Source organism: Paraburkholderia dinghuensis, assembly GCF_003837865.1.
In the GTDB taxonomy this organism is placed as follows: domain Bacteria; phylum Pseudomonadota; class Gammaproteobacteria; order Burkholderiales; family Burkholderiaceae; genus Paraburkholderia; species Paraburkholderia dinghuensis.
Window position 1 is genome coordinate 198567 of record NZ_RQIS01000011.1, and the last position, 26638, is coordinate 225204.

Genomic DNA, 26638 nt, shown 5'->3' on the forward strand with positions numbered 1-26638 from the left:
GACAAAAGCGGCAGGCCAGCGCGCTCACGTTTGCGGACTGAAGACCTCGTTCCACCAGATATCGGCAAGTGCATCGAGCGGAAACTTGCCGGGAAACGTCAGCGCCTGGCCCACCGTGTAGTACGCGTAATGAGACATCATCATTTGCAGCAGAATCAGTTTGCTACGTAACACTTCACGTGGCTTGCCCGTTGCACGAGCGAGCAGTGTTTCGAGCCGGGTGTCTGCGATGCGCCCCACGTAATCGAGATGTTCCTGGGCGAACGCAGGTTCAGCAGACGTCGCCTCATTCAACATTGCCGTCAACAGGCGCTCTTCCTCGACGAAAGCCAAATAGCGCTCGACCCACTTGCGCACGCTTGCCCGGGTTGGTGAGCGCAGGGTAGCCAGCTCGCCGTAGTGCTCCTTGTGACGCGTCACGAGCCGGCGCGCAAGGTTCGCTGCGACGTCGATCTTGTCCTTGAAATGCAGGTAAAACGTCGCCCGGTTGATTTGCGCCGCGCTGGTGATCTGGTCGATCGTCGCGGCTCGCAGCCCATGCTTGTGAAATACGGCATGGGCCGCGTCAAGGATCGCCATGCGCGTAATCTGCCGATGCCGTTCACGAATTGACACGTCGCCGGGCGTATCTTCGTCAAAGTCCTCCATGCGGGTTCCTCTCTTCACGTTGCGACACCTTACTCACTGAAGTTACATGACAGCCGGCGGATGCTGGTCCTGCCGCTGGTTCTGCCGTATTGCGCGGCAAATATACATCATGATATTTTACGCGACACGTGTCGTGTGAGTAGACACATATTGCATCAAGAACATCGCATATTGAAGAGGCTGAGGATGACATCACCAGTAACGACCGATGAAAACGGCGGCATGACGGACGAGGATCGGGAACTGATTCGTGACAATGTTCGGGCGCTCTTGTCCAAACATTGGCCTGCCGAGCACGCGCTAACGCTGGCGAACGATCCGGCCGAGGTGCGTTCGCTACTGCGTCTCCTGGGCGAGCAGGGTCTGCTCGATCTCGGTAGCACGCAGTCCGCAGGCGGTTTGCGGGAGGCACTGGTCGTATTGCAGGAGCTCGGCCGGGCCGCTTGTCCCGCCGCCGTGCGCGAAGCGGTGCTCACGAACTGGCTGCTTGACTCAGCAGGTGCCGACAGCGCGCTCGCGTCCGCCGTGCACGAAGGGCAGGCGAGTCTCGCCGTGGTCTTTGGTGCCGGCGATCAAAGCGGCGGCCTGTGGCTGAGCGTGGCGGGCGGGAAACTCAACGGGGAAGCGGGGGGCGTCGAAGGCATGGCCGCGGCGACCCACCTCGTCGTGTTATCCGACGATGTAGCCGGTTTCGCTATCGTCGAACGCGATTCGCCAGGTGTGTCACATGAGCTAACGCCAGGACTCGCGGTGCCCTCATTCGCACGTGTCAGGTTCGACGATGTCCCGGCGACGCTAATTCCGCTACCGGATCAGGCACGCCGCGACGTCGAACTGCTGAGTCGTCTGTGCTTGCTGGCACGCGCTTTGGGCGCGGCTGAGCGAGGGTTTGAGCTGGCCGTCGACCATGCAAAACAGCGGCACCAGTTCGGCCAGCCGATCGGCCGCTTCCAGGCGATCCAGCACAAGCTTGCCGACGCCCTGACGGAACTCGATGGCTCGCGCCTGACGCTTGCGCACGCGAGTGAGGCGTTCGATCTGGGAGTCGACCACTGGCGTTACTTCGCGTGCGCCGCATTTGCCTACGCCAGCCCGGCGCTGCGCCAGGTCACCCTGGAAACGCATCATGTGCTGGGGGCGATCGGCTACGCCGAGGAACATGAAGCACCGCGCCATTTCCGGCGTGCGCACGCCGACTTGATCCGCCACGGCGGTGTGCGTAGTGCACGTGCCGAACTGGCTGAAGCGTTGATCGACGCAGGTGGCGTGCTGCCCGAATACGATCTGGGGAGCACGGGCAATGCGTTCCGCGCGGAAGTGCGGGCATGGCTGAACGAGCACTGGGTTAAGCCGCGCGCCGCGTCTGGTGCGGCAGATGTCGTGATAGGCGCTTTCGATCCAGAATACGCGCGGGGGCTCGGTGAGAAGGGCTGGAATGCGCTCAGCTGGCCGGTGGAATTTGGCGGCCAGGCCAGAACGCCGTTGGAACAACTCGCCTTTGTCGAGGAAACGCAGCTTGCCGGTGCGCCGTCGAGCCGTGGCGCGATTCAGGCGCACGCGCTGATGCAGTTCGGCAGCGAGGCGCAGAGGAGCGAGTTCCTGCCGCGTATCGCGAGCGGCGAGGTGACGTTCTGTCTCGGCTATAGCGAGCCGGAATCGGGTTCGGACCTGGCTTCGCTTAAGACCACGGCGTTGCGTGACGGCGACGAGTGGGTCATTAACGGCCAGAAGCTATGGACGACTGGTGCGGAATACGCCGACTACATGTGGCTCGCCGCGCGTACCGATCCTGACGCCAAATCCAAGCACGCGGGAATCAGCGTGTTCATCGTGCCGATGAACACGCCGGGCATCACGATCAGGCCTTCGATGGCGATGTACGGGCACACGTTCTGTACCGAATTCCTCGATAACGTTCGTGTTCCCGCGAGTGCGCTGGTCGGCGAGGTCAACCAGGGTTGGGCGATTATCACGTCGGCGTTGGCGACGGAACGGATCTCGATGGGCGGCTTTGTCGCCACGGTGCGCGCGGCGTTCGAAAAGATGCTGGCTGAGGTGCGGGCTTCCACGCGCTTGGCCGGCGACGCTACAGTGCGCGAGCGAATCGGCACGCTGGCGGCGGAGATTGAAGTTGCCCGTCAACTGCTCACGCGCAGCGCGCGGCTGGCCGAGGCGGGTGTGCAGGTCACGTTCGAAGCGGGCATGAGCAAGATTTTCAGCGGCGAATTGATGCAGCGCGTAGGCGAGGCAGCGCTCGATATTTTCGGAAGCGACGCGTCGCTTTCGACCGGCTCGGTTGGTGCAGTCGCGCAGGGCCGGCTTGAGCACCTGCTGCGTCACTCGATCATGATCGTCGTCGGTGGCGGGACAAACGAAATACAGCGCACGCTGATCGCTCAGCGTGGCCTCGGATTGCCGCGTTGAGGCGTGCTTTGTCGCTGTTACGCAGGCGGGCGGCGGCGGACGATTCGGGGTGTCGGGGTGTCGTCGTGCAGCCGCCCAAAAAGCGCTTGCAAACAATAATAATGATATATAGGATTAAGGCGGCGGGAAGTTGGCCATGCTGAATGGTCGGCGAGTGTCCGGAAGGGTCGACATGTCTTGGGGTTTGCCCTCTGTTCGCTTCGATACGTGGCCGCCGGAAGTTCGTATGCGTCGACGTTCCGGCGTACCGGGTGATGGCAGCGGGTTTCGTCGCTGAGGTGATTCTGCTGTTCGGCGAAATCCTTAGCGCGGCCGAAACATCAAAAAAGATTGGAGACAGGTATGAATGTTCTGAAAGCAGGAATACTGGCGTGCACGCTCGCAGTCGGTTCCTACAGCTGTTTCGCGGCAGTATCGGCGGATGAAGCGAAGGCGCTTGGCACTACGCTCACGCCGGTTGGCGCGATCAAGGCGGCCAACGCAGACGGCACGATTCCGGAGTGGACAGGTGGGCTGACCACACCGCCGGCAGGGTATACACCGAAGCTCGCGCCTGGTGCATACATCGATCCGTTCAAGGGGGACAAGCCGGTCCTGCGCATCGATAGCAAGAACATGGCGCAGTATGCCGACAAGCTTAGCGCCGGGACCAAGGAGCTGCTCAAGCGCAATCCGGACTATTACCTGGACATCTATCCGACGCATCGGACGGCGGCGTACCCGGAAGCGGTCTATGCGGGCACGAAGCGCAACGCAACTGAATGCAAGACGTTGCAAGGTGGCGTCACGCTGGATCCGGTGTGCCGCGGTGGTGTGGCTTTCCCGATTCCGAAGACCGGCAATGAAGTCATGTGGAATCTGCTTACAGCTTATACGCCACCCGTCAGGTCACATAACGCGCGCTCGTACGTCGTGGATACCGCTGGGCATCCTTACGTGGCCAACGAACTCGACTCCTATACCGAGACGACGTTCTATATGGCAGAGGGCCGGTCAAACCCGCAGAAATATTATCAGCTCTACATCGTGACGCAGAATCCGGCGCGCGAGCGAGGAGGCATGCTTGGATACTCGGACTACCTGGACCCGGTCAAGCAGCCGCGTCAGGCGTGGCAGTTCGATCCGGGTCAGCGGCGGGTCAAGCTTGCCCCGACCTTCGCGTATGACACGCCGAGCTCGCAGACGGGCGGCACTACCTTCTTCGATGAGGCGTTCCTGTTCAGCGGAGCGATGGACCGTTTCGACTTCAAGCTGATCGGCAAGAAGGAGATGTACATCCCGTACAACAACTACAAGCTGGCGATGCAGTGCGTCGGCGAGAACCAGGCCCTGAAGGCCCACACGCTGGACCCGGCGTGCGAGCGCTGGGAATTGCACCGTGTCTGGGTTGTCGAGGCAACGCTGAAGCCGGGAATGCGGCATGCGTACAGCAAGCGGGTGTTTTATCTCGATGAGGATGCGCCGGCAAGCGGTATGGAGGACACCTACGACGGCGGCGGGAATCTCTACAAGGCGCTGTATACGCTCGAGTTCCAGGTGTACGACGCCGCTACTCCCTATGCTGCAATCTTCTCCGCGTTTGACTTCACGAAGGGCAATTATTCGCTGCAGTCCATTCTCGGACCGACGGGCTATTACAACTTCCATATCAAGGTTCCGGGAGAGCGTGAGTTGACGCCCGAAGCACTGGCCGGCAGCGGCAATGATTGAAGCCCGGCGCGAATGTTTTTCGATTCATTGCGGTGTCGAGCGCGCGAACAGCTTTGATTGAAATTGAGCAGAGGGGGGCTCACTGAGCCTTCTCAGACTGCCGACAAAGCCCAAGGTCCAGCCTTGGGCTTTGCTATTTAATGGACGTCATGCCGAAGAAGCTGACACCCACCCGGCACGAACTCGAGATAGCGACACTCGAGGAACTCGCGTCGAAGGAGCACGCATTGCACCAGATCGAGGGGCGGAGGATTTCGAATTGATCCGCGCGAAGATGGAGCACCGGTACTGCGCGGACAAAGACCGCCCGCCGCTTGATCCGGTGGTGTGCAAGCTGCTGTTCATCGGCTATCTGTGCGCGGCGCAAGGAGACGGTAGAGCGCGGTTTCGCCAACGCTGACGCCGGTCAATTCCGTTCGCGTGCGGTGGGACACCTCTAGCCTGCGCCTGAAAAGCAATAAAACCACGCTTTCGAAAAAACGTGGGGTTGGTCACCAATCTGCGGAGGCTCATTGAGCCTCCTTTTTTATTGCTGTGCGATTGGATCCTGTCGTGTGCTGCTTCGCGCTTCGCATCTAACAGTCCACGGCGCCGCTTGCAAGAGGCATTAGCGGTACGTTGGGTAGATGAGTCGATCTTCTGGTTTTCCCCAGCGTCGTTTGCCTTGACCAAAGTGTTAATAATATAGATCATTAGGACGGAAAATGACGAAGCCCTGAAGTGCTCCTCTTTGCCGCCAGACCGGGCGAGCACATCGGCCCAGACCGTTCGCCGCACCAACAATAACTCCAGGAGACTAGGGAACATGGCATTCCAGCGATACAGAGGTGGTTCGTTTCACGAGGCCCGATTTGCGTTGAAGGCATCCGTCGTCGCAATTTCGGTACTCCTCACACAGGGTTCCGCAAGCGCGATGTCGTTCGATACGGGATTGCCCGACCTGAGCGTCGACTGGACCAACACGTTCGGCTATACAGGCGGTGTCCGGACGCAAGCGCAGCGTGACTACATCACCAACTCCGTGGCGGGAGGCGGCAATTTGAAGTTCGGCCAGGGTGACATCAATACCAGCCGCTTCTCTCTGCTTTCGGAATTGGTTGTGAAATACCAGAACAACTACGGATTCCGCATCAGCGGTGATGGCTGGTACGATCCCGCGTACAGTTCGTTGACGGCGGAGGTCAGTCCGTTCCTCGGCGCGAGCGGCTATGCAAACAACAGGTTCAGCAGCTATACGCAGCGATACTACAGAGGACCGGCGGGTGAGCTTCTCGATGCTTACGCGTTCGGCAAGTTCTTTGCCGGGGAAGTGCCGATCAACGTGAAGGTCGGCCGCCACACAGAGTATTGGGGCGAAGCGGTTTTCTCCAATACCTACGCAGTGTCCGATTCGCAGTCACCTGTTGACCTCATCAAGGGTAGCTCGAACCCAGGTGCGGAAATCAAGACACTGTTTCTGCCTTTGAACCAGATTTCGCTGCAATCGCAAATCACGCCTACAGTTTCGGTGGGCGGACAATATTTCCTTGAGTGGGCGCCGACACGTTTGCCAGCAGGCGGTACGTACTTCGGCCCTGCGGACATGCTATTCCAGGGTCCGAATCAATTTCCGATTCCAGGGACAGGCGGCTTTACTGTTCCGCGTACGGGCGACCTCGAGCCGAAGAACGTAGGCAATTTCGGCCTGAACGTTCAGTGGAAGGTCGAGCCGCTTCAGACGAAGTTCGGCTTCTACTATCGCAAGTTCGATGACTACACGCCGTGGACGGCTCCCCAGGTCACCCTGAATCCGGCGCTGCTTGCGATGGGGATTGTGGTGCCCAATGGTGCTCGCCTCGCGTATGCCACCGATACGCAACTCTTCGGTGTCACAGCGGCACGCGATATCGCAGGTGCAAGCGTGGGTGCCGAATTCTCGTTCCGCAAGAACACGGCGCTCTCGTCATCGGGTATCAGCCTGGTGAACAATCAGGGCGCTTCGGGGAATACCCTGAACGGAGTACTGAACGCGATCTGGCTGCTCGACAAAACTCGCTTCTACGATACGGGTACTTCCATTCTGGAATTCACGTACAACCACCTGAATTCCGTCACCAACAATGTGTCCGAATTCAATGGTCAGGCCTATGGCGCGTGTACGAACAAGTGGAACGGCTGCGCAACGCGGGACTTTGTAGGCGTGACGTATCAGTTCACACCGCAATGGTTGCAGGTCTTCCCCTCGGTCGATATCAGCACGCCGCTGTTCCTGAACTACGGCCTGTACGGCAATGCGGCAAATAACGCGGGCGGTTTCCAGGGTTCCCTTACCTACTCAGCAGGGGTCGACTTCACGTATCGTGGCAAGTACGATCTCACACTGAGTTACGAAGGCTTCTACAACCGGACGCACAACACCCCCGCGGGTGTAGTTGCCAACGGTAGCGACGCCCTCAACGATAAGGGCTGGTTCTTTGTGACTTTCAAGGCTGGCTTCTAACGCCAGCACAGGCGACGATAGAACGGAGACGGGTATGAGAACTGCGCGTGCATGGCTTGGCGTGATGTGTGTATTAGGGATTGCTGTCAACGCTACGGCAATGCCCGCGCAATTCGAGGATCCGCTCCATCAGCCGGCGCAGATAACGCCGATGTCGCTGCACTCGCCCGTTCTTGCAATCGCGCAAGCTGGAACCGGGGTTGTCGCCGTCGGTCAACGTGGACACATTCTGCGCAAATCATCGCCTACTGCGACGTGGGTTCAGGTAGCGGTGCCGGTCTCGAGCGATCTTGTGGCGGTGTCGTTTCCGTCGCCGGATCACGGTTGGGCGGTCGGGCACGATGGCGTCGTGCTGTCGAGCAGCGACGGTGGACAAAGCTGGCAGCGTCGCCTCGACGGCCATACGGCCTGGCAGGCTGCGGTTTCGTACTACGAAGGTCGCGCGGCCAAGGGCGACGAGGCGGCTGCGCGTCAACTCAATTATTTGAAAAAGGTGGCGGCTCAAGCGCCCGCATGGCCGTTCCTCGACGTCTGGTTCAGGAACGATAGGGATGGATATCTGGTGGGTGCGTTCGGACTGATCCTGCACACGACGGATGCGGGCAACAGTTGGACGCCGATAATGGATTTGACCGACAACGCGAAGCGGCTCCACCTGTACGCGGTCCGCGGACACGGAGATGACGTGTTCATTGCCGGCGAACAGGGAATCGTACTGCGGCTCGACGCCGCCACGGGCCGCTTTGTAGCCGTCCCCTTGCCGTATAAGGGATCGCTCTTCGGCGTGGCGGTGCAAGCGAACCGAGTCGTCGTCTACGGTCTCGGCGGCCATGTTCTGTTGAGCGACGATCACGGCGCCACATGGCATGTGCTGGAGACCGGCACGACGCAGTCTTTCGTTGGCTCGGCCGAGCGGCCCGACGGCGCTCTGCTGCTAGTCTCGCAAGGCGGCAAGATCATGCAGTTGCCCGCGAATGCTACGCAGCTGTCCGCGAGCGGGCAGGCAATAGCAGGTGAGGTGTTCGGCATTGCGCCGGAGGGCGACAACGGTGTTGTTGTCGCAACGTCGACCGGCCCGAAGCTGGTGCGACTGGGTGGCGCGCACTGAGACTCTGAGCGCTGCCCCCGAACGCTGTTACCCGCGATATCGAAAGGATTTGATTGTGACTGTGCAAGTGAATTCATCGTCTAACCAGATGCCGGTCGTTAGAAATCCAGAGGATTTCGACCGGAATTCGGGCAGCTTTTTTGAGCGGCTCGTATTTAATCATCGTCCGGTTGTGATTATCTTATGCGTGCTGGCAACCATTTTTCTGGGGTTTCATGCCTCCAGGTTGACCATTAACGCCAGCTTCGAAAAGACGATTCCGAGCTCGCATCCGTATATTCGCAACTACCTCGACAACGAAAAAGAGTTGCCGGGTCTTGGCAACACCGTGCGCATTGCCGTCGAAAACACGAATGGCGATATTTTCGATCCGCACTACCTTGACACACTGAAGAAGATCAACGACGCGGTGTACCTGATTCCGGGCGTCGACCGCTCGTGGATGAAGTCACTCTGGATGCCGGTCGTCCGCTGGACCGAGGTGACGGAAGAGGGCTACAACGGCGGCCCTGTCATGCCGCCTGACTACAATGCGTCGCCCGATAGCGTGGCGGCGCTGCGCAGGAACGTTGCACGCGCCGGGGTGTTGGGCACGCTGGTGTCGAACGATCTCCATTCGAGCATGATTATTGTGCCGTTGCTCGAGACGGACGTGAGAACGGGGGCACCACTCGACTATCGCGCGTTCTCGCACGAACTTGAACGTACTATCCAGGCTCAGCAGTCATCGGGCGTGAAGGTGCATATCGTCGGTTTCGGCAAGCTGGTCGGCGACCTGATGGACGGTCTTGCCTACGTGGCGCGGTTCTTTGCCGTTTCAGCGGCCATCGCCACGCTGTTGATCTTCTGGTACACGCGTTGCGTGCGCAGCACGGTGCTGCTCGTCTCCATCTCGCTGCTGGGCGTGGTGTGGCTGCTCGGTCTCATGCATCTGGCGGGGTACGTTCTCGATCCGTACTCGATTCTCGTGCCGTTCCTGATTTTCGCGATTGGCCTGTCACATGGTGCCCAGAAAATGAACGGCATCATGCAGGACGTGGCGCGGGGCACGCATAAGTATGTCGCCGCGCGCTACACGTTCCGGCGCCTGTTTCTTGCCGGATTGACTGCGCTATTGACCAATGTAGTGGGCTTCGCCGTGCTGATGGTGATCGACATCCCGATCATCAAGAGCATGGCGTTGCAAACGAGCATCGGTGTGTTCGTGCTGATCGTCACCAAACTGATTCTGATTCCGGTGATGTTGTCTTACGTCGGGGTGAGCAAGAAAGCGGCCGCGCGACATGTCGACGATGCACAGGCGCCTAAGCGCCGCAAGATAAATGAGCTGTGGGGCAAGCTCGACCGCTTTACGCAACGCCGCTGGGCAACTGCGACGGTCGCGGTTTTCGCCGTGATCGGCGTGGCCGGATTCATTGGCAGTCTGAATGTCAAGGTCGGCGATCTCGACCCCGGCGCGCCGGAGTTGCGCAAGTCATCCCGCTACAACCTGGATGATGCGTACATCACGGCGCACTACGGTTTGTCGAGCGACCAGTTTGCGGTCATCGTCAAGACGCAACCCAACGCTTGCGCAAGCTGGGCCAACCTTGTCACCATGGACAATCTGGCCTGGTCGTTGCAGCAGTTGCCAGGTGTGCAGACCGTGGTGTCGCTGCCGGGAATCATCCGTCACGTTACCGCTGGGCAGTTCGACGGCAACGGCAAGTGGCAGACGATCAGCCGCGATCAGGGGCTCGTCGATTCCGCCTATTCGGCGGCCTCGGTCGCGATGCCCGATGCGACGAATCAGGCGTGTTCGGTGGTGCCTATCGTCGCCTACCTAAGTGACCACAAGGCGGAGACGCTGACCCGGGTGCTCGATGCAGTTGTTGCGTTTGGCAAGAAGCACAACTCGGACGACGTGCAGTTCCTTCCGGCGGCGGGCTCGGCCGGCATAGAGGCGATCACGAACCTGGTCGTCAAATCTGCCAACCGTTCGGTATTGCTGATGCTGTATGGCGCCGTGATCGTGCTGTGCTTCATCACTTTCCGCAGCTGGCGCGCCGTGATCGTCGCGCTGGTGCCGCTCATCATTACGTCGGTGCTGTGCGAGGCGTTGATGGTCGCGCTGGGTATCGGCGTCAAGGTGGCGACCTTGCCGGTCACCGCGCTCGGTGTCGGCGTCGGGGTGGACTACGCGCTTTATCTGTTGAGCGTGCAGCTTGGGTTGCAACGACGCGGCGTCAGTCTGGCCGAAGCCTATCGCAAGTCGGTGATGTTCACGGGCAAGGTGGTCGGTCTGATCGGATTTACGCTCGCGGCAGGCGTGATCACGTGGGCGTGGTCGCCGATCAAGTTCCAGGCCGATATGGGGATTCTGCTGGCCTTCATGTTTATCTGGAACATGGTCGGCGCAGTTGTCCTGATCCCTGCGCTCTCGCATTTTCTGCTTCCCGACGGACTGTGGGCGCGCAGCGCCGGAGAACAGTCGACTACCGGGCCGAATCAAACGCTGGAGCGCACCCGCAAGGCGGATGATCGACCTGCGGATCGCACCGCCCGCCTGCGTAGTGCGCGTTGAGTCAGTGAAATGTCGCCGGCGGCTGCGTGAGCATGCGCGCCGGCGATTCCGCGTCAGTCCCCGGCGGTGACCGCATGCGTCACGTCCGCGTCGCGTCGGGCCCTGGACGCGACAGGCTTCCAGCGAGCCAGTTCGGCCATATGGGCGCGCACGAAAAGTCTCGCCATATCGGCATCGCCAAGGCGCACCGCTTCGGCGAGCTTGCGATGAAATTCCGCGTAGGACCGCGCGCGATCGCGCGTGAGGCCGACATTGCCGAAGCGCGGATCTCGCACGAGATCGCGCATCACGCTCAGCATCAAGGCAACGGCGGGGTTGCCGCAAATGTCCCCAAGCAGCCTCTCGAATTCGAGCACCACGCGCATCTGAAGCCGTTCATCATCGAGTTCCTCGAAACCGTCGTGTGACTGCACAAAGTCGGTGAGACGGCTGCGCGTCGCCTCGTTGGCTGTGCCCGCCGCGAGAGCGGCAGCTTCGATGACGAGCGGTCCAAAGGCATTGTGAATCTGCTGAAGTGTCGTTCCCTGCGAATTCAGATAGATCGCCGCCATGCGTGAGACGGCACGCGCCGACGGTGCTTGTGCGAAGAATCCTCCTCCGCTGCCGCGCTTGATCTTCAGGAGCTGTTCATGCTCGAGCAGGCGGGCGGCTTGCCGAAAGGTGGGGCGGCTGATGCCGAGCGTGGCGATCAGCTCGTCTTCCGATCCAAGGAACGGATTGTCGTGGGGCACCGACAGGATCTTTTTTCGCAGCGCTTCAACTGCGCGCTGAACTAGCGGAGCGCCTTCATCGGCGTGGCCGACAGGTGGCCTTGAGATCTTTTCAGCGGGAATTGCCGTTTCGCGCGCTTGCGCCGTACGGTCGCCGGTGGGGGATTTGCGCAGCGAATCGGCGCGGGGCCGAGGGCGGCTTTTCGTAGGCGTGCTCATAGCTGCAAGCGAGGTTTAACCTGTTCTGTGGGACTGGTCATACTAGCACAGGCCCTCATTAAGATACCTGTTTGAACTTGCGAGACGAACCGTCGCACATGTCCTGCGCGGCGCACTTCGCCAGGGAAGACGGGACGATTGATGGGACGCTGACACCGGGGCAGCCGGTATTCGGAGAGGAGCCTGATCTGCGTCGATGCGCTGTCGGGTGCGGCGGGTTGCCGGCTACGCGTGGTCGTGCGTAGCCGGAGCTGGGCAGTCAGCGGCCGGTCCAGCGCGGCGCGCGTTTTTCGAGGAAAGCGCGGGGCCCTTCCTTTGCATCTTCGGTACGGATGATGCGCTGGGCCCACGCTTCGGTCATTTTCCACAATTCGCCTTCACCCAGTTGGGTGGCGGCGCGTACGATGTCGAGTGAAGCCCGCACCGATATCGGCGCGTTTTTCACGATCTCACTAGCAAGACGTATCGCTTCGTCCAGCACGGCGTCGTCGGCGACGACCCGGTTGATCAGTCCGTGCGCGAGGGCGAAGGCAGAGTCGATGGAGCGCCCGGTGCTCACCAGTTCATTGGCTATCGCGCGCGGCAGGATCTGTGCGACGCGAAACGCGCCGCCTGCCGCGGCCAGCACGCCGATCTTCACTTCCGGAAGGCCGAAGCTCGCACTCTGGCCCGCGACGACCATATCGCAGGCCAGCACCAGTTCGAACCCGCCACCAAGCGCTTTACCGCGCACGGCGGCAATCCACGGCTTTTTGCGCTCAGCCTTGACGAAACCGGCGAACCCGCCGTTTGGCGTCGAAAGTCCCGAAGCCCCCGCACGCGAACTGCTCACCTCTCTCAGATCCGCTCCCGCGCTGAATACATCGGCGCTGCTGCTGGCGAGAATCGCGACGCGAATCTCCGGATCCGCTTCGATTTGCATGCGGATGGTGTCGATGGCGCGCGCGACGTCGCCGTTAATTGCATTGCGCGCTTGAGGACGATTCAGCGTGACAACGGCGATGTGTTCGCCAACGCGCTCGTAGCGCACGACTTCTTCGCGTTCGGGCAGGCCTGTTCCTGTATCCGTCGTGGCGTCTTTCACTGGGAGGCATCCTCCCAAACGCACAGGCCGTCGAGCGCCTCGACCTTGTCGCCCGACACCAGCAACGGATTGATTTCGAGCGACGCGAGTTGCGGGCCGAGCGCCAGCGCGGCGTCGCCGATCCGTGCGATGGTTTGTGCGAGTGTGTCGAGGTCGGCTGCCGGCGTGCCACGGAACCCTTGCAGAATTTTTGCAGCGCGCAGGCTGCCGAGCATGTCCTTGACGTCGCCGGGCGTAACGGGCAGGGCGCGTACGGCCGTGTCGGCCAACACTTCGACCCACACACCGCCGAGCCCGACGGCGATCACGGGTCCCCAGTGCGGATCGCGCGCCGTGCCGACGAACAATTCGATACCGCCGCTGCGCATCGGCGACACGATGACGCCGTCGATTTTCGCGTTCGGGCAGTTTTTTCGCACCGCCGTGTCGATGTCGGTGTAGGCCTGCGCCACCGCATCGTCGCCGATGACGCCGAGCTTGACACCCCCAACCTCGGTTTTGTGTGCGATGTCAGCCGAGAGGACTTTCATCGCCACCTTGCCGCCCGCCGAGCGCGCGAAGCTGACGGCTTCCTGCGCGGAGCGCGCGACGTGCGCGGGAATGACAGGCACGCGCTGATCGCGCAGGAATTCGAGCACCTCACGCTCGGAGCGCGGGCGCTGGCCCGTTGCCGCCTGCGTCTCGCTCGCCGGTCGCGCGCGACGCTCGCCGGCCTCGAAGCGGGCGAGACATTCGGACCACTGAACATGCCCGGCAATCGCGCGCACGGTCAGCGGAATACCCGCGCAGACACCGGACAATCCGGCTTCGGTCGCGACCTCGCGCAACGTTTCGGTCATCGGTTGGGCGGTCATCGAAACAACGACGCCGGGCGTTTCGCACAACGCAAGGCCGCGGCCCATCGCCAGCACGTTCTCGCGCAGGCCCCTCAGTTCATCCGGTGTGCCGGGCAACTGATTCAGGACGACGACGAGGCCGACGTTTTCATCGCGCGCGACGACCGGCAGCGTGGTTTCCCAGAGTTGAGGCGCACGGAACACAGCACCGGTGATATCGAGCGGATTGAGATCGGAGGCAAAGTCCGGCAACACCTGCTTGAGGGCCGCGCGCGTTGCGTCGCTGAAAGGCGTGATCGAGACACCGCATTCGGCGGCGCGATCGGCAAACATGCCGCATCCGCCACCGGAAATCGACACGACACCCACGCCGCTTTTTTTCAGCGGCGGCACGCGCGACAGCAGATCGCTCGTTGCGACGAGTTCTTCGATCGAATCGACGCGCACGATGCCGTATTGCGTGCACACTGCATCGAATACGCGATCGTCGCCGACCAGTGAGCCGGTATGCGCCTGTGCCACTTGTGCGCTGATTTCACTCTTGCCGACCTTCAGGATGACGATCGGCTTGCGCGCGGCGAGCGCGCGCAGTGCCACGTCTCGAAACGCCTGGGGATCGCGGATCGATTCGGAGAACACCGTGATGACGCGCGTGCCGGGATCGTCGACGAGATAGTCCATCACGTCAGTCAATGCGATCTGTGCCTCGTTGCCGGTCGCTGCGACCAGACTCAGCCCGACGCCCTGCTGGTGCATGACCTTGGAAATTTCGGCAACTACCGCGCCACTTTGCGAGACAAGGCCGATCGTGCCGTCGATCAGCGGCAGGCGGGTCGGGATCGAGGTCGCGACCAGTCTTGCGGCGATGTTCGCAAAGCCGAGTGAATTCGGGCCTTGCAGCGTGATGCCGCGCGCATTGGCCAGATCCAGCAGCTGCTGCTGAAGGAGCGCTCCCGACTCGCCAGTCTCGGCAAACCCGGACGTCAGGATGTTGACGTGCTTGATACCAGCGTCGGCTGCGTCGGTCAGCGCTTCAAGCGTCGCTTCGGCTGGCACGAACAGGTAGGCGAAATCGACTGGTTCAGGGATGTCCTTGCACGACTTGAAGCCGGGAAAGCCGTGTGCGTCGACGCCGCCGCGGTTGACCGCGAACACTTTGCCGGCGTAGCCGTAGGCACGGAATTTAGCCGCCACGCCGTGCGACCACGCGGACTTTTCGGAGGCGCCGACCAACGCCACGCTTCGCGGACTGAAGAAGGCCTTGAGATCTCGCCGAGGTTGGGCAATGGTTGCAGCGGTCAAGATGTGTCTCCTGCAAATACGTTGGTGTGATTTGAATTTGAAGTCGCGTGGGTCGCAAGGGGGCGCCACGCGAAGATACCTTGAAAACATATTAATGATTTACATTATTCTTTGCAAGGCATACTGTCTTGTACAGTAGTGGTCCGCCAACGCGGCGAGTCTGCAATTTCACCACGAGACTATAGATGACCCTTGCCCGAAAAGCCTCTCCCGAGGGCCGCCTGCGGCGCCTGATCGACTTGCAACGCTGGGACGAAAACACGGTCGTCGGATGGGTCGAGGACGATTTCCATCACTTCGGCGTGACGATCGAGCACGCAGAAGGGCGCGTGCGGGCCGTGCGCGTGGCGACCGTGCGGTATCCATGGGCCACCTGCGCGGAGGTCGACGCGCCGTTGCAGGCGCTCGTTGGCTGCGCGGTGCCACGGCGCGCGTCGGACATCGGCGCGCTGGTCGACATGCGCGCGCAATGCACGCATGTTTTCGATCTGAGCGGCCTCGTTCTCGCTCACATTTCCCGCGCCGAGGCGCACCGGCGATACGAAGTGCTGGTGAGCGACCCGGACGTTCTTCGTTGGGAGGGCGCGTACCAACCGGTGTTCGGTCCGCTGCGCGCGGAACTCATTCAGGATGGCGCACAGGTCATGTACTGGGACGTTGCGGAAAACCTTATCAAGGCGCCCGCGCAGTTTGCCGGACAGTCTTTGGGCGGGGGATTTCGTGCATGGACCGAGAGCATGGATGAGGCATCGGCCGAATACGCGACGATTCTGCGCCGCGCCATCTTGGTCGCGGGCGGTCGTGCGATCGACCATGACCGGATTGCTACTGCGGCCGCTATGCATCAGCCCGCACTCTGTCATTCATTTCAGCCGGAACGGCGTGAAGTGGCCGTTCGCGTGGTGGGGCAAAAGCGTGACTACGCCGCGTCGGGGCGCGACATGTTGAGCGAGCTGGGAAAGAAGCCATGAGCGGCGAGTGCGGGTGTGGTTCTTATCCGCAAGATCGCAAGCATTAACTCGACCCTTGCTCGTGTCAACAGTGTTGCTGCTCACTCCATCGCGACGTGGACATCGGTTGCTGAAGCGGCACCGGAGTTGGCCGGCCGGATCAGCGCGAGCAGCGGAATCACGAGCAACGTCACCATGAACATCAGCTTGAAATCGTCGAGATAGGCCGTCATCACGGCTTGTCGCGTTACCTGCTCGTTCAATAGCCAGATCGCGGCCGGAGAATGCAGATCGACCTGATTCTGCACCACGGCGTCGAACACGGACAAATGGCCGGCGAGCGAAGCGTGCGCGATCTGCGTATTGCGCGTGGCGAAGGTCTGCACGACCGCGATGCCGATACTGCTGCCGATGCTGCGCATCAGGCTATAGATCGCGGTACCGTCGTGTCGCAGTGTGCCGGGCAGCGTGGAGAACGTCATGGTGCTGAGCGGCACGAATACGAGGCCGAGGCCGAAACCCTGGATCACGCCTGGCCAGATGATGTTCGACTCGGCGAGCACGAGCGTGTAATGCATCATCTGCCAAAGCGCTAGCGCTGAAATCGTGAAACCGGTCACCAGCAGCAGGCGTACATCGACACGGCCGATCAGACGGCTCACGAGCTGCATCGCGATCAAGGTGCCGATACCGCTGGGCGCGCTGACGAGGCCCGCGTTCAACGCGTTGTAGCCCATCAGGGATTGCAGCATCGGCGGCAGCAGTGCGCGCGTTGCGTACAACACTGCGCCGACGACAAAGACGAAAAAAAGTCCTGTCACAAAATTGCCGTCTTTGAGTAGCTCACGACGAAAAAAAGAACAGTGGCCAGCGGTTTTCGTGTGCACGACAAAGAACGCCATCGCGATGACGGCAATCAGCGTTTCGATACGGATCTCGATCGAGTTGAACCAGTCCAGTTGCTCGCCGCGATCGAGCAACGCCTGCAGCGCGCCGAGCGCGAGGCTGAGCGCCACAAAGCCGAAGAAGTCGAGACTTTGGTCTGGTTTGCGCGTGTTCTTCGGCAGATAGGTGCAGGCGCCGAAAAGTGCCACAGCACCGACGGGCAGATTGATGAAGAACACCCAGCGCCAGTCGAGGCTTTCGGTGAGCCAGCCGCCGAGCGTGGGGCCGAGGATCGGGCCAACCATGACACCCATGCCCCAGACTGCCATCGCTCGGCCCTGTCGGTCGGGGGGGTTAATGTCGAGCAGAGTCGATTGGGAGAGCGGTATAAGCGATGCGCCGAACACGCCCTGCAGCAGCCGCGCAATGACCATCTGCGGCAAAGACTGCGCGATGCCGCATAGGCCCGAGGCGATCGTGAAGCCGATGATCGAGGCCGCGAGCAGATGCTTGACGCCGAAGCGGGCCGCCAGCCAGCTTGTCAGCGGCATCGTAATCGCTGCTGCAACAATGTATGAGGTCAGCACCCACGTGATCTCGTCCTGCGAGGCCGACAGCGCGCCTTGCATGTGGGGCAGCGCGACATTGGCGATCGTGCTGTCCAGTGACTGCATCAGTGTCGCGAGCATGATCGACAGCGTGATCATTGGTCGGTTCATGACCGCCGTGGCGGGCGTGCCAGGCGGCGCGGGAACATCGGCCGGGATGGCCGTGACGGCGGCCCTGGAGGGAAGCGCCTCTGGCTGCTCGATGAGCCGCAGGTCTTCCGCCATTAGTTCGATATTCCATTCGCACCGGATGTGCGACTGTTGCGGCTGCCGCCGGACAGCAGCAGCGGCGAAGCGCGCCAGAACCTTTTTTCGGGCAAGCTCCGCGTCGCGGGTTTCGGTTGCACACGTTCGATCTGCTTTGGGTCGAGCAGCAGTCCATCGCGTAGGGCAAGCTTTAGCGCGCGGCTATTCGGCCAGCCTGATGAAGCCGCGATCCGCGCGAGCGGCAGATCAGTCGTGAGCAGCATGGTGAGCGCGTGCTGAATACGCTGCGTCCGGATGATGTAGCTTGCCCCTGCGTTTTCCACGAACAGGCGCGCGCGAAGCCGTGTGACGGAGATGCTTAGACGCTCGGCCAGCAGTGCGACCGTCCACGCATCGGCGGGCGATTCGAATACGAGCCGTGCAGCTTCGCGCGAGAGAAGTCTTCTACTGTCGCCGTGGTGTGTGCTGGCGCGATCGAGCGCTATTTGACATCGCCCAGTCGTCGCGACGCCGGTCGCGGGTAACAGGAGGAGATCGAAGCGGTGATTGGCTGGCACGAGCGTGCTCGATCCGGCAGACAGTTGTCGCGGGAAGGCACTTGCGCCGGCCAGCGTGAGCTTGCCACTGACTACCTTGATGTCCGTGGGATAGGGAAACTGCAACCCGCTCAGAAATAGCCCTCGGCTGGTGTTCAACGCAAGCGTGAGCGGTGACAACGGAGTATCACCCGCCAATGCGGGTGTGTCAGCGCTTGTCATCGGAGTCTGCATGGTCACTTGGGTCCGCACTCGCCAGGACGTCAAACCCGCTCGAAAATGGCGGCGATGCCCTGCCCGCCACCGATGCACATCGTCACGAGCGCATAGCGGCCGCCGGTGCGCTGCAATTCATAGAGCGCCTTGACCGTGATGATGGCGCCAGTGGCGCCGATCGGGTGACCGAGCGAGATACCCGAGCCGTTCGGATTGACCCGCGATGCATCGAACCCAAGTTCCTTGGCGACCGCGCACGCTTGCGCGGCGAATGCTTCGTTGGATTCGATCACGTCGATGTCGGACAGCGTGAGGCCTGCGCGCTGCAGCGCGGCGCGCGTAGCGGGTACCGGGCCAATGCCCATGTACAACGGATCGACGCCTGAGTGCGCGTAGGCAACCAGCCGCCCGAGCGGCGCGAGTCCGCGTCGCTCGGCAGTGGCACGCTCCATCAACATGACCGCCGCCGCACCATCGTTCAGACTGGACGCATTGCCTGCGGTGACGGTGCCGTCTTTCTGGAAGGCCGGTTTGAGCGCGCCGAGCTGTTCAGCTGTCGTGCCGCCACGGACATGCTCGTCCACAGTGACGAACGTTTCTCCCCGCTTCGTCCGCACCGGGACCGGAACGATCTGCGACTCGAACCTTCCTTGCTCGACGGCGCTGGCCGCGCGACGGTGCGACTCGGCGGAGAGGGCGTCCTGCTCGGCACGGCTGATGTCATAGCGTGCCGCGACGTTTTCCGCAGTCACGCCCATGTGACACAGGTGCAGCGGGTCGGTGAGCGCGCCCACCATCATGTCGATGAGCCGGATGTCGCCCATGCGGTTGCCCCAGCGTGCGGAAGTGGCGGCGTAGGCGGAGCGGCTCATGTTTTCCGCACCCCCAGCGATGGCGACATCAGCGTCGCCCAGCATGATCGATTGTGCGGCTGAGACTATGGCCTGCAAGCCGGAACCGCACAGACGGTTCAGCGTGAGGGCGCTCGCCTGCTCCGCGACGCCGCCGTTAAGCGCGGCCACGCGCGCCAGATACATGTCCTTCGGCTCGGTGTGGATCACATGGCCAAAAACGACCTGCCCGACCTCATGGCCTTCAACCGCCGAGCGGCGCAGCGTTTCGCGCACGACGATGGCTGCCAGTTCGGTCGGTGGCACCGTCGACAGCCCCCCGCCGAAATCGCCAATTGCCGTGCGCGTACCGGCGACAATCACAACCTCTCGCGTCTGCTGCATATGCATCCCCACATGTGTCCGTGTGGGGTAAATGATATATATGATTAAGCCGATTGGCAATGCCGAAGTCACGCCCGTTGCGCGCCGGCAATTGACTACGCCACGGGCGGATAACAGGGTCAGCGCGTCTCGTACACCTTGGCGCTGCGTCGGGCCTCTTCAGCATCGATTTCGGTAGCGCCGACGGGATTGCCCATCAACGGATACTTGAGCGACTGGATGATTGCCGCCGTGCGCGGCAAGTCCATCGACTCCCAGATTGCGCGGACGGTGCCTTGCACCGCGGTGGGCGGCTTGGCCGCGATGCGTGCGGCGAGGTGATGTGCACGCGCCCAAAGTGCTTCCGGCGCGACCACTTCGCTGACGAGGCCGATGCGCAGGGCGGTTTGCGCGCTGATACGCTCGTCATTGCCGAGCAGCGCCATGCGCAGCACATCGCCAAGCGGCAGGCGATAGCGCAAGCCAATCGGCTCAACCGCGCACACCATGCCGTACGACACGTGGGGATCGAAGAATTGCGCGTCTTCGGAGCAGATGATGAGGTCGCTTTCGTTGAGCCAGTAAAACGCACCGGCGCAACACCAGCCATGTACCGCCGTGACGACGGGCTTCCACAGCTTGTTCATCTTGGGTCCGAGACTTTCGCCGGGATCGGTCTGGTTCCACATCTTCTCGGACAACAGGACCTCCTCGACCGAGTGGCCGCCGCGCACATCTGCCCCCGTTGAGAAGGCCTTGCCGGGTGCGGCGCGCAGTACCACGGCATGAACCGCATCGTCTTCGCGGATACGTGCCCACACGTGATCGAACTCGCGGCGCATCTGCGGCGTGAAGGTGTTCAGCGCGTCGGGGCGGTTCAGCGTGATCGTCGCGACGTGGTCGGGCGTGGTTTCGTACAGGATGGTGCTGTAGTCCATGATGTCTCCGTATGGGGTCCCTGGCTGGCTGGATTGTCGCCGAAAAAGAGGTGCCTGAATATTCCAAAACATATTAAAGATTGATAGGATTACGTGCAAGGTAACGGGCGCGTCCCGCTTTCGACTGTAAAGCCAACGGTCGGATTCGGGCCGTGACTGGGCAAAAAAGCGAACGCGCAGCCGCGCAGGAGACGATCGAGATGACCGAAGCTTTTATCTTTGACCACGTGCGTACGCCCCGTGGGCGGGGGCGCAGCAGCGGCGGGTTGCACGGCGTGCCGCCGGTTGAGATGGCCGCACAGGTGCTGCGGGCGCTGCGCGAACGCAGCCAACTGGACCCCTCGCGCGTCGAGGAAGTCATTCTCGGTTGCGTCAATCCGGTGGGCGAGCAGGGTGCGGATATCGCGCGGCCGGCTGCGCTGCTGGCGCTCGGCGAGAGCGTGCCGGGCATCCAGATCGACCGCTACTGTTCGTCGAGCCTCGACGCGTGCAATCTGGCCGCCGCGCAGGTGATGGCGGGGCAGTTGCATCTGGCCATTGCTGGCGGTGTCGAATCGATGTCGCGCATTCCGATCGGCTCGCAAGGCGGCGCGTACGCGCTCGATCCGGCCTTGGTTTACGGCCTTTACTTCAACCCGGTGGGTCTCGCGGCCGATCTGGTCGCGACGCGCTCAGGGTTCACCCGTAGTGATGTCGACAACTACGCACTCGAGAGTCAGCGACGTGCTGCGCGGGCGTGGGATGAGGGACGGTTCTCCCGTTCGGTCATCACTGTGACGGATGAATTGGGTCTGCCGCTGCTTTCGCGCGACGAGCACATTCGCGTTGGCATCAAGCTCGAGGATCTCAGCAAGCTCGAACCGTCGTTCGCGCAGATGGGTCAACTGGGCGGCTATACCGCAGTCGCATTGCAGCGCTATCCCGATACCTTCGACATCAACTACATGCACACCGCAGGTAATTCGAGCGGCATCGTCGACGGCGCTTCGGGCGTCCTGATCGGCAGCCGCGAGGCAGGCGAAGCGCTGGGTCTGAAGCCGCGTGCGCGTTTGCGCAGCTATGCCTCGGTCGGTTCGGAGCCGACCATCCAGCTCACCGGCCCCGCGCCGGCATCGCTGAAGGCGCTGGAGCGCGGCGGCATGTCGGCAAAGGATATCGATCTGTGGGAGCTGAACGAAGCGTTCGCTTCAGTCGTGCTCGAATACATGCGGGTGATGAACGTGCCGCACGATCGCATCAACGTGAACGGCGGCGCGATTGCCATGGGCCATCCGCTCGGCGCTACGGGCGCGATGCTGCTCGGCACCGCGCTCGACGAACTGGAGCGCACCGGCCAGGGTACCGCGCTGATTACGGCGTGTGTGGGGCTCGGGATGGGCACCGCAACCATCATCGAACGACTGTGAACCCGGACACTCGGAATCTAGCCATGAACACTCCCCTGCGATTCGACACCTTGCGCTTCGATCTCGGCGACGACGGCATAGCGCTGGTCACGATCGACGTACCCGGCAGCACAGCCAATGTCATCAGCGATGCATTGCGCAACGACCTCGATGCGCTCGTCGACCATGTTCGCGCCGACTCCGCCATTAAGGGCGTGATCCTGACTTCGGCCAAGAGCGACTTTATGGCCGGCGGCGATCTCAAGTACATGGTCGAGGCGTTCTCGCGCCCGATGACGCGCGAAGAAGCGTTTGCCATTGCCACGACGTTTCAGCCCACCCTGCGCCGCATCGAGACGTGTGGCAAGCCGTTCGCGGCGGCCATCAACGGCCCGGCGATGGGCGGCGGACTTGAACTCGCGCTGGCCTGCCATTACCGCGTCGCGGCCGATGCGCCGTCCGTGCAAATGGCGCTGCCCGAGGCGACGCTTGGCCTGATGCCCGGCGCGGGCGGCACCCAACGATTGCCGCGCCTGATTGGTGTGGCGAAGGCGTTGCCTCTGATGCTCAAGGGCACCCGGCTGTCCGCTGCCGATGCGCTGAAGCAGGGCGTCGTGCACGCCGTGGCAGCACCCGAGCAGACCGTTGCCGTTGCGCGCGCGTGGCTCAGCGATGCGCCGAATGCAGTGCAGCCGTGGGACCAGAAGGGTTTCAAGATTCCGGGCGGCGGCGGTTTTCAGACTCCCGAACTGGGGCAACTGTACAACCTCAGCGCAACGCAGATTTCGCGCGATACGCAGCACAATCTTCCGGCTCCGATCGCACTCCTGAGCGCGGTCGCGCGCGGCACGGCCGTGTCGATCGATGCGGGGCTGCATATCGAAGCCTGCAACTTCGCGAAGCTCGTGCTGAATCCGGTAGCCCGTAACATCGCCCGCACGATGTTCGTCAGCAAGGGCGAACTCGACAAGGGCGTACGGCGGCCGCAAGGCGTGGCGCCGGTGAGTCACCGCCGCATCGGCGTGATCGGCGCGGGTCTGATGGGCGCCGGAGTTGCGCAGTCCGCAGCAGCAGCTGGCATCGACGTGGCGTTGCTCGATTCGACGCTCGCGCAAGCGGAAAACGCGAAGGCGAAACTGGCTGCGGATTTCGCCAAACGCATCGCCAAAGGCCGCATGAAGCAGGACAAGGCAGACGCGTTGCTGGCCCGCATTCATCCGACCGATGATTTCGCGGCACTCGCCGACTGTTCGCTGGTGGTCGAGGCCGTATTCGAAGATCCGACGGTCAAGCGCGATGTGTTCCTGCGCGCGAGCCGCGCGATGAAGCCGGGCGCGATTCTGGCGAGCAACACCTCGACGCTGCCGATCACGGAACTGGCCGAAGGGCTGGAGCAGCCCGAACGTTTCATCGGCATGCACTTTTTCTCGCCGGTGGACCGCATGCCGCTCGTCGAAGTGATCGTCGGCAAAGCGACCAGCGAAGCGACGCTCGCGGAGGCCATGGATCTCGTCAAGGCGCTGCGCAAGACGCCGATCGTCGTCAACGATTCGCGCGGCTTCTTCACGACGCGGGTGATCTCCGCCTACATCCAGGAAGCGTTCCAGATGGTCGGCGAAGGGCTGAGCCCAGCGCTGATTGACAACGTTGCGAAAATGGCCGGCTTCCCGACCGGTCCGCTCGCGATGATGGACGAGCTTGGCATGGACAACGGCTACAAGGCGTTGCGTGCGGAGCGTGAGGCCGCCGAAGCCGCGGGCGAGGCCTGGCACGAGCCCGCCGGCTATCAGGTTCAGAAGCTGTTCTGCGAAAAGCTGGAGCGTCGTGGGCGTCGTTCCGGCAAGGGCTTCTACGACTATCCCGACGACAAACGCACGCCGTCGGCGGAACTCGCCGCAGTTTTCCCCGCACCGGCTGTGCAGCCGGGCGTCGATACCCTCAAGCAGCGGCTGCTCTACATCGCTTCACTGGAAGCGGCGCGCGCGATGGAGCGCGGCGTGATCAACTCCGCCCCTGAGGGCGATGTCGGCTCGGTGCTGGGCATCGGTTTTCCGCTGTACACCGGCGGTGTCTTTTCGCAGATCGACACGGTCGGGCCGTCCGTCTTTGTCGCCGCGTGCGACAAGCTGGCCGATGCGTTCGGTGAGCGTTTCCGTCCGAGCGACTGGCTTCGGCAGCGTGCCGCAGCTGGCCAACTTTTCTATCCGGTGTCCGCATGAATTTCGATTTTTCCGACGAGCAGCAGGAATTGCGACGCCAGGCCCAGCGGCTGCTGGGTATCGGCCCGCGGGCGGCGCGCGCGCAGCTCGAAAGCGACGCGCCGTTCGACAGCGCGTTGTGGCGTCAGGCTGTCGAAATGGGCTGGACTGCCGCTGCGATCGCCGAAGAACAGGGCGGCCTCGGGCTGGGTGCGCTGGAGCTGTGCGTGCTGGCTGAAGAGTGCGGCCGGGTGCTGGCGCCGCTCCCTTTCGCGGCCTCCGTGTTGCAGGCGACCGAGGCGCTGAAGTTGGCGCAATCCAGCGGTAGCGTCGATGAGGTTGCGAACGAGTGGTTGCCGCAACTGGCAGCCGGTGACGTAGTGGCGACGCTTGCGCTCGTCGAGACGGGCGGGCGCCTGTGGACCGACAAGCCAGGCACGCGTGTCGTGGGTGGACGGTTGAGCGGCACCAAGGAGCCGGTTGCACACGCGGCAGGCGCGGACATCGCCATCGTTTCGGCGCACGACGACGATGACGGCGACGGTTTCAGCCTGTGGCTCGTCGACCTGCGCGGCGACGGCGTGCAGCGCGAAACGCTGAAGAGCCTCGATCTCGTCAACCGGCATGGCCGGCTTCGTTTCGAGGGCGCGGCGGCGCGGCGTGTCGGTGCAGCGGGCGCGGGCGCGGCCATCCTGCAGCGACTGACCGAAGCCGTTGCGGTGTTCACCGCGTTCGAACAGCTCGGCAGCGCGGAAGGCGCGATGGCGATGACGCTCGAGTATGTGAAAACCCGTAAGGCATTCGGTCGTGAGGTGGCCGGATACCAGGCGGTGAAACACAAGCTGGCCGACATGTATGTGAAGATTCAACTGGCGCGCAGTCATGCCTACTACGGCGCCTGGGCGCTTAGCCACGGTGCACCCGAGCTGCCGCAGGCTGCTGCAGGCGCACGGCTCGCGGCGCTCGATGCGCTCGCTTACGTGACCGAAGAATCGGTTGAGTTGCATGGCGGCATCGGCTTTACCTGGGAATGCGACGCCCAGTTGTACTACCGAAACTGCCGTGCACAGGCCGTGGGCCTCGGCGGGCGCCAGTACTGGTCACGAGCACTTACCGCGGCGCTGGCGGCCTCGCTTGCTAAATCCGCCACATCCTGATCCCGAACGAGACATACCACGATGGACTTCCAGGATTCCCCCGAAGAAGCCGCCTACCGCGCGCAGGTGCGCGCGTGGCTGGCGGAACAGGCCCCTGCTTGCGTGCTGCCGGCAGGCGAAAAACTGAGTGATGAAGAGATCATGCGCCGGGCGCGCCGCTGGCAGGCCGCGAAGGCCGACGCCGGATATGTCGGCATCGTCTGGCCGAAAGCTGCCGGTGGTCAGGGCGGGAGCCCGATCCAGCATGTGATCTTTCATCAGGAAGAAGAGCACTATCGCTTGCCGACCATGCAGTTTGCCGTCGGCGTGGGCATGTGTCTGCCCACGGTATTCACGCACGGTTCGCCCGAAGTGGCGAAGCGCTATGTTCCTCCGGGCATGCGCGGCGAGGAGATCTGGTGCCAGCTGTTTTCCGAGCCTTCGGCGGGTTCGGACCTGGCGGCGGCCCGGACCCGCGCGGTGCGAGACGGTGATGACTGGGTGATTAACGGCCAGAAGGTCTGGACGTCGTTTGCCCATGAGGCTGACTTCGGTCTGCTGCTCGCGCGCACCGACCCTAGCGTACCGAAGCACAAGGGCCTGACGATGTTCTTCATCGACATGCGTGCGCCGGGTGTCGAGGTGCGGCCCATTCGCACGATGTACGGCGATGCTGAGTTCAACGAAGTATTTTTCACCGACTTGCGCATTCCGGATAGTCAGCGTCTCGGTGCACTCGGCGAAGGCTGGAAGGTGTCGCTCACGACGTTGATGTTCGAGCGCCTCGCGGTGGGTGGCAAGCCCGCGGGCTCACCCGGTGTCACCGATCTGATTGCGCTGATGTCGGGTCTCGGTGAGGATCCCTTGCCGCATGCCGAAGCACTGGCGCGTTTTTACGTCGCGGATCAGGGTATCGCTCTTACGCGCATGCGTCTCATGACTGCATTGTCGCGCGGAGGCGTGCCTGGCCCCGAAGCGTCGATCAGCAAACTGGTTGTGGCGAAGAACCTGCAGGATATGTCGGCCTGGGCGCAGGAGCTGGTCGGGAACCTCGCAATCGACAACGACGAGGCATCGCCGGTGCAGCGGTTCAATTACTGGCAGATGTGGTCCTCGGGCCTGCGCATTGCCGGTGGCACGGACGAGATCTTGCGCAACATCATCGCCGAACGCGTGCTGCAATTGCCCGCCGATTTCCGGCCTGATCGCGACGTACCGTTCAACCAGACCACAGCTTGACTTGGCTTGCACGGCCGGTGATTCACCGGCCGTGCAAGCGTTA

General features: G+C 62.2%; 18 protein-coding genes and 1 pseudogene. 11 read left to right on the forward strand and 8 right to left on the reverse strand.

The window, feature by feature from the left end; all coding sequences use genetic code 11:
* Positions 1–24: 24 nt before the first annotated feature.
* The gene (locus tag D1Y85_RS16680) at positions 25–666 is read right to left on the reverse strand and encodes a TetR/AcrR family transcriptional regulator (RefSeq protein WP_185219015.1); all 642 of its coding nucleotides are present in this window, start codon (positions 664–666) and stop codon (positions 25–27) included.
* Between the two features lie 168 nt (positions 667–834).
* Here D1Y85_RS16680 and D1Y85_RS16685 point away from each other — a divergent pair, with 168 nt between their 5' ends.
* From D1Y85_RS16685 to D1Y85_RS16705, 6 genes and pseudogenes are all read left to right on the forward strand, one after another.
* Positions 835–3072 carry an acyl-CoA dehydrogenase family protein gene (locus D1Y85_RS16685; protein WP_124152171.1) on the forward strand — a complete coding sequence of 746 codons (2238 nt, stop codon included), beginning with the start codon at positions 835–837 and terminating at the stop codon, positions 3070–3072.
* A gap of 342 nt (positions 3073–3414) precedes the next feature.
* The gene (locus D1Y85_RS16690) at positions 3415–4782 is read left to right on the forward strand and encodes a DUF1329 domain-containing protein (RefSeq protein WP_124152172.1); all 1368 of its coding nucleotides are present in this window, start codon (positions 3415–3417) and stop codon (positions 4780–4782) included.
* A 149-nt stretch (positions 4783–4931) separates the two neighbouring features.
* Positions 4932–5155, forward strand: a pseudogene (locus tag D1Y85_RS27655) (transposase); the annotation flags it as partial.
* A 432-nt stretch (positions 5156–5587) separates the two neighbouring features.
* Positions 5588–7261, forward strand: coding sequence for a DUF1302 domain-containing protein (locus D1Y85_RS16695; protein ID WP_342773476.1), 1674 nt, complete (start codon positions 5588–5590; stop codon positions 7259–7261).
* Between the two features lie 34 nt (positions 7262–7295).
* A complete protein-coding gene (locus tag D1Y85_RS16700) occupies positions 7296–8369 on the forward strand; it encodes a WD40/YVTN/BNR-like repeat-containing protein (RefSeq protein ID WP_124152174.1) in 1074 nt (357 codons plus the stop codon).
* An 88-nt stretch (positions 8370–8457) separates the two neighbouring features.
* Positions 8458–10932 (forward strand): efflux RND transporter permease subunit, encoded by a 2475-nt coding sequence (locus D1Y85_RS16705; protein WP_124152229.1) that lies wholly within the window; start codon positions 8458–8460, stop codon positions 10930–10932.
* 53 nt (positions 10933–10985) lie between these two features.
* Here the strand turns inward: D1Y85_RS16705 and D1Y85_RS16710 are convergent, their stop codons facing one another.
* The 3 genes from D1Y85_RS16710 to D1Y85_RS16720 form a co-directional block, all read right to left on the reverse strand.
* Positions 10986–11861: a FadR/GntR family transcriptional regulator gene (locus D1Y85_RS16710; RefSeq protein ID WP_124152175.1), complete on the reverse strand. Its 876-nt coding sequence runs from the start codon at positions 11859–11861 to the stop codon at positions 10986–10988.
* Between the two features lie 259 nt (positions 11862–12120).
* Positions 12121–12945: an enoyl-CoA hydratase-related protein gene (locus tag D1Y85_RS16715; RefSeq protein WP_221410308.1), complete on the reverse strand. Its 825-nt coding sequence runs from the start codon at positions 12943–12945 to the stop codon at positions 12121–12123.
* Positions 12942–15083, reverse strand: coding sequence for an acetate--CoA ligase family protein (locus D1Y85_RS16720; RefSeq protein WP_185219018.1), 2142 nt, complete (start codon positions 15081–15083; stop codon positions 12942–12944). Before D1Y85_RS16720 ends, D1Y85_RS16715 begins: the two co-directional genes overlap by 4 nt.
* Before the next feature lie 185 nt (positions 15084–15268).
* Here D1Y85_RS16720 and D1Y85_RS16725 point away from each other — a divergent pair, with 185 nt between their 5' ends.
* Entirely contained in the window at positions 15269–16054 is a 786-nt protein-coding gene (locus tag D1Y85_RS16725; RefSeq protein ID WP_124152177.1) for a DUF2889 domain-containing protein, read from the forward strand.
* 80 nt (positions 16055–16134) lie between these two features.
* Here the strand turns inward: D1Y85_RS16725 and D1Y85_RS16730 are convergent, their stop codons facing one another.
* From D1Y85_RS16730 to D1Y85_RS16745, 4 genes are all read right to left on the reverse strand, one after another.
* Positions 16135–17625, reverse strand: a complete 1491-nt coding sequence (locus D1Y85_RS16730) for an MDR family MFS transporter (RefSeq protein WP_425466940.1) — start codon at positions 17623–17625, stop codon at positions 16135–16137.
* Between the two features lie 125 nt (positions 17626–17750).
* Entirely contained in the window at positions 17751–18491 is a 741-nt protein-coding gene (locus D1Y85_RS16735; RefSeq protein ID WP_124152178.1) for a helix-turn-helix transcriptional regulator, read from the reverse strand.
* Between the two features lie 41 nt (positions 18492–18532).
* Positions 18533–19720 (reverse strand): acetyl-CoA C-acyltransferase family protein, encoded by a 1188-nt coding sequence (locus D1Y85_RS16740; RefSeq protein ID WP_124152179.1) that lies wholly within the window; start codon positions 19718–19720, stop codon positions 18533–18535.
* A gap of 119 nt (positions 19721–19839) precedes the next feature.
* Entirely contained in the window at positions 19840–20637 is a 798-nt protein-coding gene (locus D1Y85_RS16745) for an enoyl-CoA hydratase/isomerase family protein (protein WP_124152180.1), read from the reverse strand.
* Positions 20638–20837: 200 nt separating this feature from the next.
* On the opposite strand from D1Y85_RS16745, the gene D1Y85_RS16750 reads away from it, so the two are divergent.
* The 4 genes from D1Y85_RS16750 to D1Y85_RS16765 are packed head-to-tail and all read left to right on the forward strand — an operon-like array spanning position 20838 to position 26595.
* On the forward strand, positions 20838–22043 hold the full coding sequence (locus D1Y85_RS16750) for an acetyl-CoA C-acetyltransferase (protein WP_124152181.1): 1206 nt from the start codon (positions 20838–20840) through the stop codon (positions 22041–22043).
* 23 nt (positions 22044–22066) lie between these two features.
* Positions 22067–24241, forward strand: coding sequence for a 3-hydroxyacyl-CoA dehydrogenase NAD-binding domain-containing protein (locus D1Y85_RS16755; RefSeq protein WP_124152182.1), 2175 nt, complete (start codon positions 22067–22069; stop codon positions 24239–24241).
* The gene (locus D1Y85_RS16760; RefSeq protein ID WP_124152183.1) at positions 24238–25377 is read left to right on the forward strand and encodes an acyl-CoA dehydrogenase family protein; all 1140 of its coding nucleotides are present in this window, start codon (positions 24238–24240) and stop codon (positions 25375–25377) included. Before D1Y85_RS16755 ends, D1Y85_RS16760 begins: the two co-directional genes overlap by 4 nt.
* Positions 25378–25398: 21 nt before the next feature.
* Positions 25399–26595 (forward strand): acyl-CoA dehydrogenase family protein, encoded by a 1197-nt coding sequence (locus D1Y85_RS16765; protein WP_124152184.1) that lies wholly within the window; start codon positions 25399–25401, stop codon positions 26593–26595.
* Positions 26596–26638: the final 43 nt, after the last annotated feature.

Excerpts from the sequence above, each read along its gene's own strand:
- D1Y85_RS16685 (WP_124152171.1), top strand. The coding sequence starts at position 835 with ATGACATCACCAGTAACGACCGATGAAAACGGCGGCATGACGGACGAG.
- D1Y85_RS16690 (WP_124152172.1), top strand. The coding sequence starts at position 3,415 with ATGAATGTTCTGAAAGCAGGAATACTGGCGTGCACGCTCGCAGTCGGT.
- D1Y85_RS16695 (WP_342773476.1), top strand. The coding sequence starts at position 5,588 with ATGGCATTCCAGCGATACAGAGGTGGTTCGTTTCACGAGGCCCGATTT.
- D1Y85_RS16700 (WP_124152174.1), top strand. The coding sequence starts at position 7,296 with ATGAGAACTGCGCGTGCATGGCTTGGCGTGATGTGTGTATTAGGGATT.
- D1Y85_RS16705 (WP_124152229.1), top strand. The coding sequence starts at position 8,458 with ATGCCGGTCGTTAGAAATCCAGAGGATTTCGACCGGAATTCGGGCAGC.
- D1Y85_RS16710 (WP_124152175.1), bottom strand. The coding sequence starts at position 11,861 with ATGAGCACGCCTACGAAAAGCCGCCCTCGGCCCCGCGCCGATTCGCTG.
- D1Y85_RS16725 (WP_124152177.1), top strand. The coding sequence starts at position 15,269 with ATGACCCTTGCCCGAAAAGCCTCTCCCGAGGGCCGCCTGCGGCGCCTG.
- D1Y85_RS16730 (WP_425466940.1), bottom strand. The coding sequence starts at position 17,625 with ATGATCACGCTGTCGATCATGCTCGCGACACTGATGCAGTCACTGGAC.
- D1Y85_RS16735 (WP_124152178.1), bottom strand. The coding sequence starts at position 18,491 with ATGACAAGCGCTGACACACCCGCATTGGCGGGTGATACTCCGTTGTCA.
- D1Y85_RS16740 (WP_124152179.1), bottom strand. The coding sequence starts at position 19,720 with ATGCAGCAGACGCGAGAGGTTGTGATTGTCGCCGGTACGCGCACGGCA.
- D1Y85_RS16745 (WP_124152180.1), bottom strand. The coding sequence starts at position 20,637 with ATGGACTACAGCACCATCCTGTACGAAACCACGCCCGACCACGTCGCG.
- D1Y85_RS16750 (WP_124152181.1), top strand. The coding sequence starts at position 20,838 with ATGACCGAAGCTTTTATCTTTGACCACGTGCGTACGCCCCGTGGGCGG.
- D1Y85_RS16755 (WP_124152182.1), top strand. The coding sequence starts at position 22,067 with ATGAACACTCCCCTGCGATTCGACACCTTGCGCTTCGATCTCGGCGAC.
- D1Y85_RS16760 (WP_124152183.1), top strand. The coding sequence starts at position 24,238 with ATGAATTTCGATTTTTCCGACGAGCAGCAGGAATTGCGACGCCAGGCC.
- D1Y85_RS16765 (WP_124152184.1), top strand. The coding sequence starts at position 25,399 with ATGGACTTCCAGGATTCCCCCGAAGAAGCCGCCTACCGCGCGCAGGTG.